The organism is Arthrobacter sp. LAR12-1-1.1, from assembly GCF_040676555.1.
In the GTDB taxonomy this organism is placed as follows: Bacteria; Actinomycetota; Actinomycetes; order Actinomycetales; family Micrococcaceae; genus Arthrobacter.
Genome location: NZ_JBEGIG010000078.1, coordinates 83680 through 100938 on the forward strand (window position 1 = coordinate 83680; position 17259 = coordinate 100938).

Genomic DNA, 17259 nt, shown 5'->3' on the forward strand with positions numbered 1-17259 from the left:
GGCGTGGCACGATTACGGAACGAACCACGCTGGGTAGCACTAAGGAAACGATCATCAAAGAAGAAATGAAGGACGCCGCGGACGTCGCCGAGGACGTCACCAATTCGAAGCCCCTCGAAATCGCAGCACGGGCCGGTTTCGCTGTGTCCGGGTTGCTGCACTTCCTGATCGGGCTGGTCGCGATCCGGCTCGCCATGGGTGGCCGGGGCCAGGCCGACGTCAGCGGCGCGGTGGAAGAGCTCGCCGCGCAGCCGGCCGGGCCGTTGCTGCTCTGGACCGCTTTTGCCGCCTGCGTTGCGCTGGCCATCTGGCAAGCATCCGACGCGATTTTCGATTTCGGGCACCTGCCGACCAAGAAAAAGGTCGGCAAGAAACTCAAGGCAGCCCTGCAGGCCGTGGTGTACGCCTTTTTCGCGCTCACGCTGGCGTCGGTCGCCACCGGGGCCGGCTCCGATAACCGTGAGTCAACTTCCGATATGACCGTAAACCTCATGAAGGCCCCGGGCGGCGTGGCGCTCCTGATGGTCATCGGCGCCGCGGTAGCCGTCACGGGGATCGTCTACGCGATCCGCGGCTTCCGGAAGTCCTTCCTCAAGTACCTGCGCATGCCGGCCCAGAAGCAGGCGCGTACTGCTGTGACGGTCATCGGCGTCGTCGGCTACGTCGCGAAGGGCTTCGCCCTGCTGCTCGTGGGCCTGCTGATCATCATCGCCACGGTGACGGCACACCCCGAACAATCAACCGGGCTCGACGGCAGCCTGAAGGCCCTGCGGGAGCAGCCGTTCGGTGTGTATTTGCTGGCCGCCGTGGGGGTCGGCCTGATCTGCTACGGCATCTACATGGCGGTGCGCGCCAAGCTCGCGAAGATGTAGGGCTAGCCCTGAGGCACGGCGATAACAGCTACGGTCTGCTGCTGCTCGTCGCGCATCTCGACACTGGCTATCCTGGCCAGCTGCACCGGCGTCGCCCCCGTGATCCGCACCCTGCCGCTCGGCGTCGCCGTCCACGCGCAGGCACGGTCTTCGCCGCCGTCACGGTCCTTCACCCACAGCGAGAGGGTCCCGTCGTGGGGCAGGCTCCGTCCGTCCACCGCCAGCTCGGTGCCCCAGGTTTTCTTGACAAGCCCCACCGTAACCTCAAGTCCGCTGCTGGCCTCAACGGAATAGCTCGCGTCCGGTTTGGCGGGTTGGTTCAGCAGCGGAGCGGCCATGACCCCCAGCACCAGGCATGCGGCGGCGGCTGCGGCCACGGCCGTCGCCCACAGGCGCCGCACTCGCCGGCGGCGGGCGGCGAGCTCGTCCAGGAGCCGGCGCGGGACAGGTACCGGTTCCGGCGGAACAAGTGCCCGCTCGCGGGCAGCCGCAGCCGCCGCGGTGAGCGCGATGGCGTCGGACACCGGGATCGCGTCGAGCAGCGCGGGGAGGCTGGCGAGATCGTCCAGCTCCTGGCGGCAGTCGGCACACACGGCAAGGTGCTGTTCGAAGGCTGCGGCCTCGGCTGGCTCCAGCCCGCCGAGCAAATACGCGCCGAGGAGTTGATGCAGCTCGGTCCCGTTCACCGCTGCACCCCCATTTCGTCGAGGATCGTCCGTAGGGCCCGCACGGCGTAGAACGCCCGGGACTTCACCGTGCCGCTGGGGACTTTCAATTGGGCGGATGCCTCCTGGACTGTGTAGCGGCGGTAGTGGAGCGCCACAAGGACTTCGCGGTGCTCCGCGCTGAGCCGCAGCAATGCCTCCTCCATCAGGACCTTGTTGAGCAGGTCATCGATGCGCCCGGCGCCGTCCGCAACGTCCGGGACATCGCGTTCGCCGGCTTCCTGCGGACGTCGTTGGGCCTTGCGGTAGTTGTCGATCATGATGTTGCGGGCCGTTCGGAACAGGTAACTGCGCAGGCTGCCGGTGATCTGCGGCGCCTGCTGCCAGACCCGCAGCACGGTCTCCTGGACGACGTCGTCGGCGAGCTGCGGATCCCGGGAGGCGCTAAGGACGAAGCGCTTCAAGGCCGTCCCATGGTCGCGGTAAATAGCAGCCACGACGTCTTCGTCCAGCGGCATGTCCCACCTCCCGGGATTTCTTGTTCTGCCCCTGTACGACGTACGGGCGCACCCAATAGTTCAGTGTGCCCCCAGGACAGCCCCGACATAAACATGTCAGCTCCGCCTTGAACCATTCCGCGCTCAATGGCGTCGTATCTCGTAGCGCCGGCCTCCGAGTTGGGCTGGCTCGAGCCTAGGAGCAGCAAATGAAGAAGCACCTCAGCATTGGCTTGTCCGCATTCGCCCTTGCCGCGCTACTGTCCGGCTGCGGCGGCGGAACGACCACGACGCCGACATCGGCGGCACCGGCCACCTCCGCTCCCGCAGAATCCAGCGCACCGGCGACTTCGGCCCCCGCGTCCATGTCCGCTGCGGAGCTCTCGGTGGGCGAGTCCAAGGCGGGCCAGATCGTGGTGGCCGGCCAAGGACTGAGTGTCTATTACTTCACCAAGGACACGAAGGACTCCGGGACCAGCGCCTGCACCGGCGACTGCCTGGTGGCGTGGCCCCCGGTCACCTCGACGACGGCGACCCCCACCGTTAACGGCGTCACCGGCAAGGTCGGAACCATCCCCACGGCCGATGGAAAGATGCAGGTGACCATCAACGGGATGCCGATCTACTACTACGAAAAGGACAAGGCCGCGGGAGACATCACGGGCCAGGGCGTCGGTGGAGTCTGGTACCTCGTGGCGCCCTCCGGGGAGATGATCACCGCACCGCCCGCAGGGTAGGCTCACAGGCCGCGGTTCCGTCCAGTCCGGCTCTTCTGACCCGGCGAACCGGGCGGCGTACTGCCGGCGCCTGTTTTTGGGGGCAGGCGCCGGCCGTACCGGGGGAAGACCGCTTACGCGCCTGCCTCTTCAAACTGCACGGCTTCTTCGAACTCGACGGCCGCGAGGATTTCCTGGGTCCGGGGGTTGAGCATGAAGGCCTCTTCGTCGTCTTCGAGCATGAGGAATTCGCCCTGTTCCGTGGTGAAGTGCCAGGCCAGGGTGGTTTCCCCGTTGTGCTCGTAGTTCGGATCGCCCATGGTGATCCGCTCCAGGCTGTGGCCGGCAATATCGCACAGCTCCCGGATAATCTGTTCGAACTCCGGCGCGTCCAAGAGCGCTTCCTCGGCGGCTGCCGCCTGGCGCTCCGCGAGATCGGAAAGCCGAGCCACCCGCCCGGCAATGTGGACGTCGAGGTCGTCGTCGCCAAGGACCAGCAAGTCCGCCTGGCCGCGCAGCCAGGCGGCGTTCAGCGCCGCGATGTCCTCTGTTGCGAGGACCGATTCGAATTCCTCGTCCAGTTCTTCGATGCGCCGAACGGCGTCGGAGACTCCGTCCCCCGGTTCTTCTCCTTCTGTGTCGCCTCCGGCGTCCCAGCCGCTGCCGCCGTCGAGGTAAGTGTCGACGTCGGTGTCGGTCAGGGCGCCGAAGGCGGCCACCGTGCGGTTGAAGAGATCCAGGTGCGCGGCGGCACCCATGGCCGCCAGGCCTTCGCGGACGTAGGGATCGACTTCCTCCCGTTCGGGCGCCGTGAACACGTACTGCGCGAAGCCGCCGGCCAGCGCCTGCGTCAGGTAGAAGTCCACGTAGTAACTGCGCAGCGCGGCCGGGGAGATCTCGTCCGCGTCCAGCAACTCCTCGAACATGGCGTTGACCACGTTGACGTTCGCGTCGACAACGTCCTGGCTTCCGCCTTTGAGGCTTTCCGTGGTCAGCACGGTCGGGTAGTTGTGGGCGGACTGATTGGTGGGCACACCGTTGGTCATGCGGAATCCTTACTGCTGGCACTGCTGATACTCCGGACCTCTCCACGGTAGGTCCGTCTTCACGGCGGGCAGCCGAGCCCCAGTTGAACGTCAAGCGAAGTTTGAGCGGCGGTTCCGCGGCCACCGGCGAAGTTCCAGCGCCTGCTAAGGCTCGGTAAGATGGATCAGATGACCACCTGCCGAAAGTAGCACGCACATGCCATCCCATCCGGACGAGAGTGCGGCACTGGCAATTCAGACTCCCGCGATCAACGACCGCTCCCTCGCGGCCGGGCTTGCCTACGCCATGGGGAGCCGCGTTTCGGGGATCTCCTTCGATGCCGCCACCGGCCTGCTGCTGGGCAAAGTGCGGGGCGGTTCCGACGTGCCCTATTCCACGACGGCGAAGCTTGTCCGGAAGGCGGGCGGATGGAGCTGCACGGTGGGTGTCTGCAGCTGCCCGGTCCGCAAGGACTGCAAGCACGTGGCGGCCCTGCTCTTCGCGGCCGAAGACAACCCAGCAACCCGGCAGCAGTTGCTGGCCCCCGCAGAGGGTACACGGCTGTCCCGCCAGAGCGCGCCGCCGGAAATGGCCGACTGGGAGCAGGCCCTTGGCCCCCTGATCGCCCACCCGGGGATCACGCCGTCCGCCAACGGCACCCCGCTTGCACTCCAGTTCGACGTCGAGGAACCCGCCCCGCACTTCTCCTACACGGGCCGCCGCGATCCGCTCCGCAGCGTCCGCCAGCTCAAGGCACGCCCCGTCATCATGGGGGCCAAGGGCAAGTGGATCCGCGGCGATGTCTCCTGGAGCACGCTGAGCTACCTGAACTACCGGCGCGAATGCAACGAGGCGCATGTTGAGTGGATGCAGGAATTCCTCGCCTCGCACACAGCCGTGGCGAACCGCCAGCACTCCGGCACCGGATTGTGGCTGGGACTGAACACCTACGCCGGCAAGAACCTGTGGAGCCTGCTGTCCCAGGCCAAGAAGATCGGCGTCGCCCTGGTCCACAGTCGCGGCGACGAGGCGGTGCGGTTCGTCGAGCAGCCTGCCGCCGTCGGGCTGAACCTGGCGCGATTCGGCACCGGCGGCGACGACGGCGGGCTCGAGCTCGCGCCGACCATCACGGTCGAAGGCGAAGTGGTGGATCCGGCGTCGGTCGGGACCATCGGCCGCCCGGCGCACGGGATCTTCCTGGCCTCCGACGGCGACGCCCTGCCCGGCATCGCCCCCGCCGACCCCGTCATCACCCTTGCCCCGCTGGAAAGCGGTCTCAGCGAGGAATTGCTGACCTTCGTCACGGGCGGGACCACCCTGCACATCCCCGCACGGGACGAAAGCCGCTTCCTGACCGGCTTTTACCCCAAGCTCAAGCAGACCGCCCGGGTCACCGCCTCCGACGAGTCCGTGGAACTGCCAACCCTTGCGGTCCCCACCCTGTCCCTGCTGGCCAACTACGGGGCGGACCACCGGGTCCGGCTGCATTGGGAATGGCACTACACGTCCGGGAACCTCGTCACGGCGCAGCCGCTGTGGCGGCATCCGGGCGATCACGGCTACCGGGACGACCCCGCCGAGGCGCGCATCCTTGAGGGGGTCGGGCAACCTTGGGACGTGGTACCGGCCCTGGGCGAATCCGCGACCGGCGGCTGGGGCACGCCGCGCCTGGCAGCCACGGCAGAACTGGCCGGACTGGACACGCTAGCCTTCACCGAGGACGTGCTTCCCCGGCTCCGCGACCTCCCCGACGTCTCCGTGGATACGTCCGGCGAGATTGCTGACTACCGCGAAGCCGAAGAAGCCCCGGTGGTGGCGATCTCCACAAAGGCGACGGACAGCCGCGACTGGTTCGATCTGGGCATCGTCATCACCCTGGAAGGCCAGCCGGTTTCCTTCGTGGCGCTGTTTTCCGCCCTCGCCGCCGGCCAGACCCGCATGCTGCTGCCCAGCGGGGCGTACTTCTCGCTGGACCTGCCAGAGCTGCACCAGCTGCGGGCGCTGATCGACGAGGCCCGCTCCCTGCAGGACAACCCCGGCGACAAGGACGCTCCGCTGCAGATCAGCCGCTTCCAGGCCGGGCTGTGGGACGAGCTGGCTCACCTCGGCATCGTCGACGAACAGGCGGCCGCGTGGCGCGAGTCCGTGGGTGGCCTACTCGAAGGCGGCATCAAGGGCCTTCCCCTGCCCGGGACGCTGAACGCCGAGCTGCGCCCGTACCAGCTGGAGGGCTTCAACTGGCTGAGCTTCCTGTACCGCCACGGCCTCGGCGGCGTGCTGGCCGACGACATGGGCCTGGGCAAGACCGTGCAGGCCCTGGCCCTGATCTGCGCCGCGAAAGACGCCGCCGGGACCGCTGCAGACCCCGATGCACAATCCGACGCACTCCCTGCCGGCCAATCCTCGGCGGGCCCTTCCGCCGGGACCGCCCCGTTTCTCGTCGTCGCCCCCACTTCCGTGGTGGGCAACTGGGAGGCGGAGACGGCACGGTTCGCGCCGGGACTGAGCGTGCGCGCCATCGGCGAAACCTTCGCCAAGAGCGGCTCGCATCCGGCCGAGGCGATGGCCGGCGCCGACATCATCATCACCTCCTATGCCCTGTTCCGGATCGACTACGAGGCCTACGCCTCCCAGGCCTGGGCCGGCCTGGTCCTGGACGAGGCGCAGTTCGTCAAGAACCACCAGTCCAAGGCCTACCAGTGCGCCCGCAAACTGCCGGCCGCCTTCAAACTCGCCATCACGGGCACCCCGCTGGAGAACAACCTGATGGAGTTCTGGGCGCTGACCTCGATCGTGGCCCCCGGACTCTTTTCCAGCCCCAAACGGTTCGCCGAGTACTACCAGAAGCCCGTGGAGAAGAACGGCGACAAGGGGCAGCTGGACAAGCTCCGGCGGCGGGTCCGGCCGCTCATGATGCGGCGCACCAAGGAGCAGGTCATCCGGGATCTGCCGCCCAAGCAGGAGCAGATCCTGGAAGTCGTGCTGAATCCACGGCACCAGAAGGTGTACCAGACGCACCTGCAGCGGGAGCGCCAAAAGATCCTGGGCCTGATCGAGGATGTCAACAAGAACCGGTTCACCATCTTCCAGTCACTGACCCTGCTCCGGCAGCTGAGCCTGGATCCCTCGCTGATCGATCCGTCACTGTCCGGTGTGCGCTCCAGCAAGCTCGATGTCCTGTTCGAGCAGCTCGCGGACCTGGTGGCCGAAGGACACCGGGCCCTGATTTTCAGCCAGTTCACCGGTTTCCTGGGCAAGGTCCGGGAGCGGCTCGTCGAGGAGAACATCGAGTTCTGCTACCTCGACGGCGGCACACGCAACCGCACCGACGTCGTGAACGAGTTCAAGAACGGCGCCGCGCCGGTGTTCCTCATCAGCCTCAAGGCCGGCGGCTTCGGCCTGAACCTGACTGAGGCCGACTACGTGTTCCTGCTGGACCCCTGGTGGAACCCGGCGTCGGAGGCCCAGGCCGTGGACCGGACCCACCGGATCGGCCAGGCCCGGAACGTCATGGTCTACCGGCTCGTCGCCAAGGACACGATCGAGGAGAAGGTCATGGCGCTCAAGGCCAAGAAATCCCAGCTCTTCGCCGACGTCATGGAAGGCGATGCGCTCACCGGCTCCGCACTGACGGCGGAAGACCTCGCGGGGCTGTTCAACGACTGACGCGGTTCACGACTGACACTGTTCAACGACTAACACTGTTCAGTCGTGGGCCTGTGCGCGGAACCGGGCCACGAGCGTCGCGGCGAGCAGCGCCGTCGTCATTTCCAGCGCGATGACCGCCAGCAGCGCCCCGGAGCCTGCGGGCACCGCTCCGGCCACTGCGGCAGCGGTTCCCGCTCCGGAGTGAAGGTGGCCCGAGCCGCCGGATCCGGTGCCGAGGAGCAGGACCGCGTGCACCCCGGTCATGGCCAGCGCCGCGGCCATCACCTGGCGCAGGGCCGTGATCCTTCCGTGGCGCCAGATGTGCACGGCGCACGGCAGGCACACTGCCACCATGGCGAGCATGAGCAGGTTCAGCCATGTCCCGTGCTGGTTCCCGGCGGCAAGCCCCAGGTGGGTAAGGCACGACGCCGCCGTCACGGCGGAACAGATCCGCGAATGGAAAACGATGCCGCCCCGCCGGCCCACGCCGCCCGCAACGCCCACGCCGCCTGCAACGCTCATGGCGCCGGGCTAGCTGTGGCAGTGGCCGGCCGGCTGTGCACTCGCGGGCACATCCAGCACGGGGCTGCGGTCAAAGAAGCCCTCGGGCCGGAGCTTGAAGCCGACCGTGTCCACCGGCATGATGGGCCAGTCCTCGGGACGCGGGAAGTGGGTCAGGCCGAAAGTGTGCCACAGAACGATGTCCTGGCCGTCCAGCTCCCTGTCCTGTGCCACATACTGCGGCAGCCCGGCTCCGCCGGCGTGCTGGTTGACGAAGTCGCCTGTGGGGTAACGCTCCTCCTCCGCGAACCGGGTCACCCAGAGATCCTTCGTGGCAAAGGCGGCCCGCCGTGCGATGGAGGACTCCGGGTCGGCCAGCAGGGTGGGCTGGTTCTGGGAGTGGAGCTTGTATCCCACGGGGTCGCCGAGACGGTTCCGGGACTGCGGGTTGGAGATGACCCAGGTCCGGCCGCTGCGGGCATCGGCCTCACGCGCGCCCTCGGCTTCGCGGGCAATGACGGTGCGTTTCCGGGAGAAGGCATTGCCGCGTTCGTTGCCCTCGCCCATGGCCTGCCGGACCACGTCTTCTTCCTCGACCCGGTTGGTGAAGCCATCGATCGCCATGTCCAGGCGGGCGCTGAACAGGTGCTGGTGGTACGGGGCGCCCAGGCCGGGGGCGAGTTGGGAGATGTTGGCCGAGCCGCCTTCCGGGTAGGCGGAGGTGAAGACGACGCCGGTGGCTTTGGCCTCGAACTCGATGGTGCCGTCGAGGTAGAGGTACCAGTAGAAGCCGTAGTCGTAGTTGCCGATGGTGGTGAAGAAGGAGATCACCAGGCGGCGGTTGCGGCGGGTGTAGTTGATCCCGGTCCAGAGGTCGCTGTGCTTGGCCAGGATTCCCCAGTCTTCCTCATGCATGCAGATGCCGTTGCGGATTTCCCGGGGGTTGCCGAAGGCGTCGCTGATGACGGGGCTGAGGTAGGTGATCTCGCCGAGGCAGTCGCAGCCCAGTTCCAGCGAGTTGGCGTACTGGCCCACGAGGTATTCGCCGGTGTCGAAGTAGTTCTGCCACGACCGGATCGGCGACGGGTCCCCGTACGGGACCACCATTTCGGCGATGGATGCCCGGTTGATAATGGGCCGTTTGCGGTCGCCGTCCTGGAAGGCAAGGTTGTGCAGCACCACGCCTTCGCGGACGTCGAAGCCGACGTCGACGCTCCACTTTTCCCATTCGACGTGGTTGCCGCCGGTGACGGTGAAGCTGGGTCCGTCCGGCTGGGTGATGCTGATGGGTTTCTGCGTGGTGCGCAGCGGGCCGGTGAGTTCCGGATCGGTGTAATTTCCGTGTTCGGCGGGAACCGGGACGGCGCCGGTGTCCAGCACCTGCGTGACTTCCTGGCTGACGACGTCGACGTACGCCACCAGCCCGTCCACGGGGTGCGCCCAGGCACTGTCTTCGGGGAAATCCTGCACGAAGGCCAGGCCACGCAGGATCCGGCGGCCACGTTCCTCCGGGTACTCGAACACCCCGGCGGACAGCGGGGCGACGCGGACCTTGCTGACGTCCAGGCCCCGGCCGGCCAGCGCCTTGAGCCACCGTTGGTCCGTGGCCAGGAGTTGTTCGACGACTTCGAACTCCTCCTCCAGGACAGGAAGCTCGCCGGTCAGTACCGTGTCCAGCTCGACGGCGGAAATCACCGCGCCGCTGGAAACCGAGACGGTCACGTCGGCCGGCCTCCCTCCGGAGATGTCGTGCAGGAAGACCCGGAACCGGCGGTCCTCGGTTCCCGCCGGCGCGTTCCTGGTGGGGTCCACGAGGCCGAGGTACGCGATGCGCTTGGTCTCGCCCAGCAGGCCCGCGGTGCGCAGAATGCTTTGGACTGCGGTGATTTCGGCGTTCGTGGCCAGACTGTACGGGCTACACGGGGTGCGGATGTCGGTTAGTGCGGTCATCATGACGGCCTTCGTTCGGGGACCCTGGCGGGTCGGAACTTTATTTTCTATAGTTGTAGAGAATACGGAAATGTAAGCTGTGCCACAAGAGTCCGACGCAAGAAAATTGGGGAGCTATCCGGTGCCAAAGATTGTCGACCACGACCAGCGGCGGCTCGAACTCGTCGACGCCACGTGGCGGACCATCGCCCGACTCGGCATTGAAAGCGCCACGATGCGCGAAATCGCCCTCGAGGCCGGCTTCGCGAACGGGGCCCTCAAACCGTACTTCCCCACAAAGGATGACCTGCTGACGTTCGCGTTCGGGCACGTCTTCAACCGCACCAACGAACGCATCGCGAAAGTCACCGCCGGGCAGTCCGGCCTGGCGGCTTTGAGGTCGTTTTGTGTCGAGGTGCTGCCCCTGGATGAGGAGCGGATCAACGAGGCCCGGATCGTCATTCCCTTCTGGCAAAAGGCCATCAACGATCCCGGCAAGGCCCGGATCCACCGGGATTCGATGCAGCAGTGGCTTGCATCGATCAGTCAGCACCTTGCCCATGCGCGGCAATCCGGCGCCGTCACCACAGCCGTCGCCGACGCCGCACTGGCCGGGCAACTGCTCAACTTCCTCCTCGGGGCGCAGATCGCGGCGGCACTCGCCCCCGAAGGCCAGGTGGAGCTAGGGCTGAACGAGCAGCTGGAGGGCTTCCTGGCACTGCTGGCCAGCTAGGCGCGGCCGGCACACCGGGCGGGCAGTCGGCTCAATCTTTTTTCGCCGGTTGTCGAAAAAAGATGACATCGGCGGGTTGCGGCGCTACCCTGAAGGGACTGTGTCCCACGACACAGTCCCAGAAATACGACGGCGTCAGGATCTTCGATGACCGCAGTTGCAGCCCGCCCCGTGGCCAACCCCGCCGGACAGGATGTCATTACCAGCACGGCAGCCTCATTCGACCACTGGAGGCACCTCGTCGCGGAGTCCTTCGTTCCCCTGGCCGCCTCGAGCACAGATGCGGACAACTTCCGCGGCCGCATGCGGGCCCGCAGGCTGGACCGTGTGGCGGTCGTCGAGGTCTCCTCCACGAGCCATGAGGTCCACCGCACGCCGGCACTGATCGCCCAGTCCAACCAGCGCTACTTCAAGCTCAATCTCCAATTGCAGGGCACCGGACTCCTCATCCAGGACAACCGCGAGGCGCTCCTGCGCCCGGGCGACCTCTCCATCTACGACACCAGCCGCCCCTACACGCTTGCGTTCGAGGGGGACGCCCGGCTCATGGTGGTGATGTTCCCCTGGGACGCGCTGTCCCTGCCGCCGGACTGCATCGCTCAGCTTTCGGCCGTGCGGATGGCGGCGGACGGCGGCCTCGCCGCGATCGTCGGGCCGTTCATCTCCCACCTCGCGGAGAACCTGGATGCGCTGAGCGGCCCCAGCGGGTCACGCCTTGCCACGAACGCCCTCGATCTCGTGTCCACGATGCTGCATTCGGAACTGGACATGTCCCCGGACCGGATGAGGCCGCAGGCCCTTCTGGCGGCATCCGTGCGTGAGTACATCGACGCGCACTTGGCCGATCCGCTGCTCTCGCCCGCCTCCATCGCTGCAGCCCATTTCATTTCCACCCGGCACCTGCACAACGTCTTCCACGAATCCGGGACCACCGTGGCGAGCTGGATCCGGACCCAGCGGCTGGAAGGGGCACGCCGCGAGCTGCGCGATCCGCTCCTGGCCGGCCTGACGGTGGGGGCCGTGGCCGGGCGCTGGGGCTTCCTGGATGCGGCCCACTTCAGCCGCTCCTTCCGGGACGCCTTCGGCGAGTCTCCCAGCGACTGGCGGCGCGGCGCCTGAGCCTGACCTGCACCCGCCGCTGAGAGCACCTGCCATTGTCAGCGCCCGCTGTGGTTCCTCATTGCTGCCAGGGAGGCTGCCGGAGCAGCTGCGCGGGCTGGTTTCGCCGGCCAGATTTGCTACGAATCCCGGCCTGGCCTTCGGAGAGAACGGGCACGGGTTCCGGCCGGATTCAGGAGTGTGCACCGACGTCAGTTCGTCATCAGATCCGCGTGGTGAACTGCGACAACGTTTGGGTGGGCCCTGAGCCGGTAGCGCAGGGCATTATCCCCGTAGGTCTCCAGAATGGGGCTGTTCGTCGGGTCAACCGACAGGCCGCGGGCCTTGGCTTGAAACTCCGGGCTCACCGCGAGCTGGGGCATGGTCGCGTCCAGCGCCGGGTTGTAGAAGAACGGGAGAGAAATCCTGTCAGTGCCGCGAAGGGGCGAGATCACGCGGTGCAGAGTCGCCTTAAGGTAGCCGTTCGTGGCCAGCTCAAGCATCTCGCCGATGTTGACCACGAATGTTCCTGGCACCTGGGGTGCGTCGATCCATTTCCCCTGGTACTCGACCTGGAGTCCGCCCTTTCCGGGTTCCACGAGGAGGAGCGTCAGCACACCGCCGTCGCGGTGGGACCCGACACCCTGCTTGGGTTCCGGGTTGGACTCCCCCGGATAGCGCACAACTTTGAGCAGGGGGAACGCCCGTGCGGCGAATGCCGCGTCGAAGGTGTCCTCGGGCGCTCCCAGGGACACGGCAAGCGCCCGCAGAAGAGCGAGGGAGATGGCACTCAGCCGCTCGGTCCACTCATGGACGATCGCCCGCATCTCGGGCAGTCCACTTGGCCACAGGTTGGGTCCCTCCAGACGCCAGTAATCAGCGACGCCGGCGCCCGGCTCCACGGCGTCACGCTCGACGCCGATGTCGATCTGCTCGCGCCAGTCGACCGCCCCATCCGTGAGTTCACCGCCGACGCGGGTGTAGCCGCGGAACTGCGGGCTGTGGACGTTCTCGACCGCGAGCTTCTGTTCGTCCGGCAGTTCGAAGAAGCGGCGGGAGACGTCGAGCATGGCGTCAATGAGCTCCTGCGGGATGCCGTGGCCGGCCAGATAGAGGAACCCGACCTCATGCATGGCATTGCGCAGTTCGTCCCGAAACCGGGAGGCCTCTTCCGGGCCAGCACTCAATCGAGAGAAGTCCAGGACGGGCAATGATTCGAGTGACAACGTCAACTAGTCCTTTACAGCGAACTTGGCAAGCCGGAGCCTGTATTAGTTCCAATGTTACGGACCGGGCTGCAGCGATGAGGATTTAACGTGTCGAAATAAGACATCCGGAGTAGGTCAGCGCCCTGGGATAAGGCGACGTTGAACCGCACCTCCGAAACTTGGACTCTTACTTTCAAGTCCAACTTTCGGGGTGCGGTTCAGGCACTTCCGCTTCTGTGTCTAAGTCCGGCGTCCAGGGCCGATCGTTAGGCAGGAACCCCTGCGCGCGCGGCCCGGCGCTCCACGGCAACTTCCACCAGCACGCCGGCGGCAAACACAATGGGGACGGTCATCAGCAGGCCCACGGCCGTTTCCGCACTCCCGCCGATCAGTGCGGTGAAGTTGCTGATCACGAGGGACAGGACCCAGCCAAGCAGCGCAGTGGCGAGCACCGGCGCCACCACGGTTTGCCAGATCTGGCCGGCCACCTTTTCGCGCCGGAAGTACGCGACGACGGCCAGGGAGCAGAGCATGTAAAGCACCAGGAGCGCCGCCACGGCCAGCCCGCTGAACCAGGAAAAGAGGGTCAGGACAGGATCCAGGGACAGCAGGGCGAACGGCGCAACGAGCAGGAACGCAACCGCCGTCTGGATTCGTGCGGCGACGGCGGGGGCCTTGTGCCGGTTGGTCCGGGCCACGACGCGGGGCATCGACCCGCGCAGGGCCAGCGAATGGAGGTAGCGGTTGATGCCGTTGTGGAAGGCGATGATGCCGGCCAACAGGGACGTCACGAGCAGGATGCCGGTGACGGTCCCGGCCCACGGCCCGAACAGCTCCACCATCGGCGTCAACACGAAGGAGGTGGAGTCGCCCGATTCGAGGGCCGCGCCCGCGGCATCAATGACGTGCGAGGGGCCGTAGTAGCTGACCAGCATCCACGAAATGAAGGAGAAGAAGACCGCGATGACGCCCACAGAAAGATACGTGGCACGGGCCACCGTGCGGTGGGCGTCCTTGGCCTCGGCCGAGTAGATGGCTGTGGATTCGAAGCCGAACATGGAGGCGACAGCGAACATGATGGCTACCCCCGGGGCCCCTGCGCCGATCGCCGCGGGAGAGAACGACGCCGCCAGGCTGAGCCCTTCCGGTCCGCCGCCCCGCAACAGCACGGTGAACCCGAACATGAGCAGGATCGCGACCTCCAAGCCTACGAGCACCGCCAGGACCCGCGCCCCGAGCTCGATGTTGAGGGATCCCAGCACCTGCACGCCGGCCATGGTGACCATGGCCAGCAGCCACCAGGGAACCACGATCCCTGCGGTTCCGAAGACGCCTGAGAATGCGGCGCCGTACAGCCCGTACATCGCGGCCTGGACCGTGCTGTATGCGAGAAGCGCGAGCCATGCCGCTCCCGCGCCGATCTTCCGCCCAAAGGCGGCGGTGACATAGGCGTAGAAGGCGCCGTTGGCTTGGATCTTGCGGCTCATTGCGACGAACCCGACGGCGAAGATCACGATCACGATGCCCACCACCAGATACGCGCCGGGCGCGCCGGGGCCGTTGCCGAGGGCCGCGGCCAGCGGTGATGCTCCGACGATTCCGGTCAACGGCGCCTGGGCGGACAACACAAAGAAAAGTATGCCCATGACGCCGACGCTGCCGGCGCGCAGCGCAGTGGAGTGCTCCGTGCGGGGACTGTCTTCTGCGGTCCGGGACTCGGATTTTGAAATACTCATCGGATCCTTCTTAACGGTCATGAGTCTGGGGAATTTCGGTCTGGGAATATGGGGGTGCGTTGCACCGTGAAATCCAGCATGGCAGGTGACGCCCGTCACCCTCTTGTCGATCAGCGATCGGTTGTTGTTCATGAGCGAAGTTTGGTTGAGAACAGCAGTGACGTTCAGGAATTGTGCAGCGCCAAGAGGGAGGCTGCGTCACGGGCGGCGCTCATGCCGCTCTCGATTGCGCCGTCAATGAATCCGCACCAGCCGTTGGCGATATCCGAGCCGGCAAACAGCACCAGACCGTGCGCCGCCTGCATGGCCGGGAGGTAGGTCGAGAGAAAACCGGCGCGGTGCATGGGCCAGGTTTCACCGGATAGCGGATCGTCCACCCAGTTGTGGCTGGCTACCGCAACCACCTCGACTGCTGGCACCAGACGTGCGAGCTGAGCTTGGACGGCAACTGGATCCTCCACGTCGATCTTCGAGGCGTCAGGACCGAACCCGACGGCGATCGTGTCGCCGTCGAGCGTGTACTCCACCTGGAAGAAATTCAGGGGCCAGTCGGCACCCCCCAGCGCTACGAAAGGTGCATGCTTTCCGCGAAGCCTGAACCAGACCTTGGCACCTTTGGAGACCTGCCCAAACCTGGAGCCTTCGGCCTTGGCCGATGGCAGGGGCGGCTCAAAGTCAACCGCCGCCAGGGCAGGGAGCGGAATCGTGACAATCGCCGTCCGGGCACGGACGTTCCGGCCGTCCGCACCCCGGATGTTCACGAATGCCGCGTCATCCGAGATGGTTTCAACGGTGAAGCCGTACTCGATGCCGGCCCCGGAATCCGCGAGGATCGCTGCCGCCAGGGCGGCCGTGCCGCCAACGATCTTGTAGGTGGCGCACGCTTCGAAGTTCACCGCCCAGTCGCCGTTGGTGAGGGCAACCCAGCGCAGTGCCTGGGTCAAGGCCGCGTTGTCCAGCGGACCATTGAAGTTCAGGGCCCAGAATGATTCGAGGATGTCCCGGGTTCCGCCGGCGGGGAATTGCTCACGGATTCTCTCCTGGACGGACACATCGTCGATCGCCTTGAAATCGTCGCGGGCCAGCGGCCTGAAAGGCTCCGGAAAATACTTGCGGGAGTCCTGGACGAACTCCTCGTTTGTCTGGGCGATGAGCCCGAGCAACTCGTCGGGCCCGCCCTCGTGACGGCGGCCGTCCGCCCACCAGAAGGCACGTTCCGGCTCGGGACTGGGTGTGGTCTCCAAGCCGTAACGCGTCAGTTCAGCCCAGACATGCGGCTGGGTCCAGTGCACCCAAGTGCCGCCGATTTCCAGGTCCCGTCCCAGGCGCTTATCCACCCACGTGCGGCCACCGATCCTGTCGCGGGCTTCCAGGATGAGCACAGTTGCGCCCTGCCTGGTGAGCTCACGGGCAGCGGTGAGACCGGCAAATCCGCCGCCGACCACAACCACGTCAAACGTCTCTACGTTGTTCATTCGGACACTTCCTAGGAGTAGACGAAAAATTCGATGGTCGGCTCAAGCACTGTCCACCGGGTGCGGGCGCCCCTGTTGAACGACGCGGCACCGCCCGGCAAGAGGTCATAGACGTCTCCGCCCTCCACCTCAATAGTTAGGTGGCCCTGGACGATGGAGATTGTCTCGTCGGCCTCCATCACAAGGTCGAAAGGCTCGGGTGCCTCGGCGGGTGTGACGTGCCAGTAGCCGCAGGCAAGGGCGGGCCGCTCTCCGTCACCAAAGCGACGGATCCACTGAACAGATCCCAGTTCGAATGGCTCGTTCTTGTTGGCGTCGAGTGCAGAGGAAGTAGTAAAGGCCAGGGTGAGAGGCATGCTGACTCCATGGAGTTGTGGGCGCCGAGCGCCGTTAGGGGGCCGAATGGAATGGCAAATGGCCGTGAGGCGACGTGATCTGTCTCACGTGGAATTCAATCTCAGCATTTGCTTAGTTTTATGTCAATAGCTCCGAGGTGCACCGCGGCGAACTCGATAGACTCGGTCCATGACTGCCACGCCTTCGAAGTACGGAACCGGAAAGGAAGCCCTATTGCGCGCCGCCGTTTCGGTGGTGGCTGCCAAGGGATTGCGGGGGCTGACTTACCGCTCAGTGGCGGAAGCTGCCGGAGTCAACAACACGTTGGTTGCCCACCACTTCGGATCCCGCGACGCCCTCATAGCCGCAGCCCTGGACTGGGCTGCCGAGCAATCCATCAGTGCGTCCAAGCTGCGGGAGGCGGCCACGCTGGGCCACTCATTCACGGACTCGCTGCTGGAGCTACTTCTGGCAGAACCGGAACTGCAGGTGTTTCAGTACGAGATGATCCTCGAGGCCCGCCGGCGCCCCGAGCTTTCCGAAGCGGTGACCGCCCTCTACGAGAACTACGTCAGCGCCCTGGCCGACGGGCTGACGGCCTCAGGCCTGACCGGCAACGTGAGGGTTGTGGCCCGCACACTTTTTGCCGCCCTCGACGGCCTCGTTCTCCAGTACCTGGCCGGCGTCGATCGGTCAACCATTGCTGCGTCTCTCGAGGAAGTCCACGACATACTCCTGCTCCGGACGCCCTCCGGTCCGCAGCCGTAGGGAATGCCCGCGGCGTTCCGTTCGCTCCCGCACAACAGCTCTTCGCGGATT

General features: G+C 66.1%; 15 protein-coding genes. 6 read left to right on the top strand and 9 right to left on the bottom strand.

Annotated elements, in window-relative coordinates; all coding sequences use genetic code 11:
• Positions 1-65 precede the first annotated feature (65 nt).
• Positions 66-872, top strand: coding sequence for a DUF1206 domain-containing protein (locus MRBLAR12_RS22500; protein WP_364748591.1), 807 nt, complete (start codon positions 66-68; stop codon positions 870-872).
• Positions 873-874: 2 nt separating this feature from the next.
• Here the strand turns inward: MRBLAR12_RS22500 and MRBLAR12_RS22505 are convergent, their stop codons facing one another.
• Both MRBLAR12_RS22505 and MRBLAR12_RS22510 read right to left on the bottom strand, forming a co-directional pair.
• Positions 875-1558 carry an anti-sigma factor family protein gene (locus MRBLAR12_RS22505; RefSeq protein WP_364748593.1) on the bottom strand — a complete coding sequence of 228 codons (684 nt, stop codon included), beginning with the start codon at positions 1556-1558 and terminating at the stop codon, positions 875-877.
• The gene (locus tag MRBLAR12_RS22510) at positions 1555-2055 is read right to left on the bottom strand and encodes a sigma-70 family RNA polymerase sigma factor (protein WP_229994318.1); all 501 of its coding nucleotides are present in this window, start codon (positions 2053-2055) and stop codon (positions 1555-1557) included. Before MRBLAR12_RS22510 ends, MRBLAR12_RS22505 begins: the two co-directional genes overlap by 4 nt.
• 188 nt (positions 2056-2243) lie before the next feature.
• On the opposite strand from MRBLAR12_RS22510, the gene MRBLAR12_RS22515 reads away from it, so the two are divergent.
• On the top strand, positions 2244-2771 hold the full coding sequence (locus tag MRBLAR12_RS22515) for a hypothetical protein (protein WP_229994319.1): 528 nt from the start codon (positions 2244-2246) through the stop codon (positions 2769-2771).
• A 113-nt stretch (positions 2772-2884) separates the two neighbouring features.
• On the opposite strand, the gene MRBLAR12_RS22520 is transcribed toward MRBLAR12_RS22515, so the two are convergent.
• Positions 2885-3796 (bottom strand): DMP19 family protein, encoded by a 912-nt coding sequence (locus tag MRBLAR12_RS22520; RefSeq protein WP_229994320.1) that lies wholly within the window; start codon positions 3794-3796, stop codon positions 2885-2887.
• A 196-nt stretch (positions 3797-3992) separates the two neighbouring features.
• On the opposite strand from MRBLAR12_RS22520, the gene MRBLAR12_RS22525 reads away from it, so the two are divergent.
• Complete coding sequence (locus MRBLAR12_RS22525) at positions 3993-7442, top strand: DEAD/DEAH box helicase (RefSeq protein ID WP_364748597.1); 3450 nt, start codon at positions 3993-3995, stop codon at positions 7440-7442.
• Between the two features lie 39 nt (positions 7443-7481).
• Here the strand turns inward: MRBLAR12_RS22525 and MRBLAR12_RS22530 are convergent, their stop codons facing one another.
• Entirely contained in the window at positions 7482-7946 is a 465-nt protein-coding gene (locus MRBLAR12_RS22530) for a hypothetical protein (RefSeq protein ID WP_229994322.1), read from the bottom strand.
• 9 nt (positions 7947-7955) lie between these two features.
• The gene (locus MRBLAR12_RS22535; protein WP_414645565.1) at positions 7956-9878 is read right to left on the bottom strand and encodes a primary-amine oxidase; all 1923 of its coding nucleotides are present in this window, start codon (positions 9876-9878) and stop codon (positions 7956-7958) included.
• A 118-nt stretch (positions 9879-9996) separates the two neighbouring features.
• On the opposite strand from MRBLAR12_RS22535, the gene MRBLAR12_RS22540 reads away from it, so the two are divergent.
• Both MRBLAR12_RS22540 and MRBLAR12_RS22545 read left to right on the top strand, forming a co-directional pair.
• Positions 9997-10587, top strand: coding sequence for a TetR/AcrR family transcriptional regulator (locus MRBLAR12_RS22540; protein WP_229994324.1), 591 nt, complete (start codon positions 9997-9999; stop codon positions 10585-10587).
• Between the two features lie 147 nt (positions 10588-10734).
• The gene (locus MRBLAR12_RS22545; protein WP_364748601.1) at positions 10735-11706 is read left to right on the top strand and encodes a helix-turn-helix domain-containing protein; all 972 of its coding nucleotides are present in this window, start codon (positions 10735-10737) and stop codon (positions 11704-11706) included.
• A gap of 191 nt (positions 11707-11897) precedes the next feature.
• Here the strand turns inward: MRBLAR12_RS22545 and MRBLAR12_RS22550 are convergent, their stop codons facing one another.
• The 4 genes from MRBLAR12_RS22550 to MRBLAR12_RS22565 form a co-directional block, all read right to left on the bottom strand.
• A complete protein-coding gene (locus MRBLAR12_RS22550; RefSeq protein WP_229994326.1) occupies positions 11898-12911 on the bottom strand; it encodes an isopenicillin N synthase family dioxygenase in 1014 nt (337 codons plus the stop codon).
• 248 nt (positions 12912-13159) lie between these two features.
• Positions 13160-14629: an APC family permease gene (locus MRBLAR12_RS22555; RefSeq protein WP_229994327.1), complete on the bottom strand. Its 1470-nt coding sequence runs from the start codon at positions 14627-14629 to the stop codon at positions 13160-13162.
• Between the two features lie 164 nt (positions 14630-14793).
• Positions 14794-16104 carry a flavin monoamine oxidase family protein gene (locus MRBLAR12_RS22560; RefSeq protein ID WP_364748603.1) on the bottom strand — a complete coding sequence of 437 codons (1311 nt, stop codon included), beginning with the start codon at positions 16102-16104 and terminating at the stop codon, positions 14794-14796.
• A gap of 11 nt (positions 16105-16115) precedes the next feature.
• Complete coding sequence (locus tag MRBLAR12_RS22565; RefSeq protein WP_229994329.1) at positions 16116-16460, bottom strand: cupin domain-containing protein; 345 nt, start codon at positions 16458-16460, stop codon at positions 16116-16118.
• Positions 16461-16629: 169 nt separating this feature from the next.
• Here MRBLAR12_RS22565 and MRBLAR12_RS22570 point away from each other — a divergent pair, with 169 nt between their 5' ends.
• Complete coding sequence (locus MRBLAR12_RS22570; RefSeq protein WP_229994330.1) at positions 16630-17208, top strand: TetR/AcrR family transcriptional regulator; 579 nt, start codon at positions 16630-16632, stop codon at positions 17206-17208.
• Positions 17209-17259: the final 51 nt, after the last annotated feature.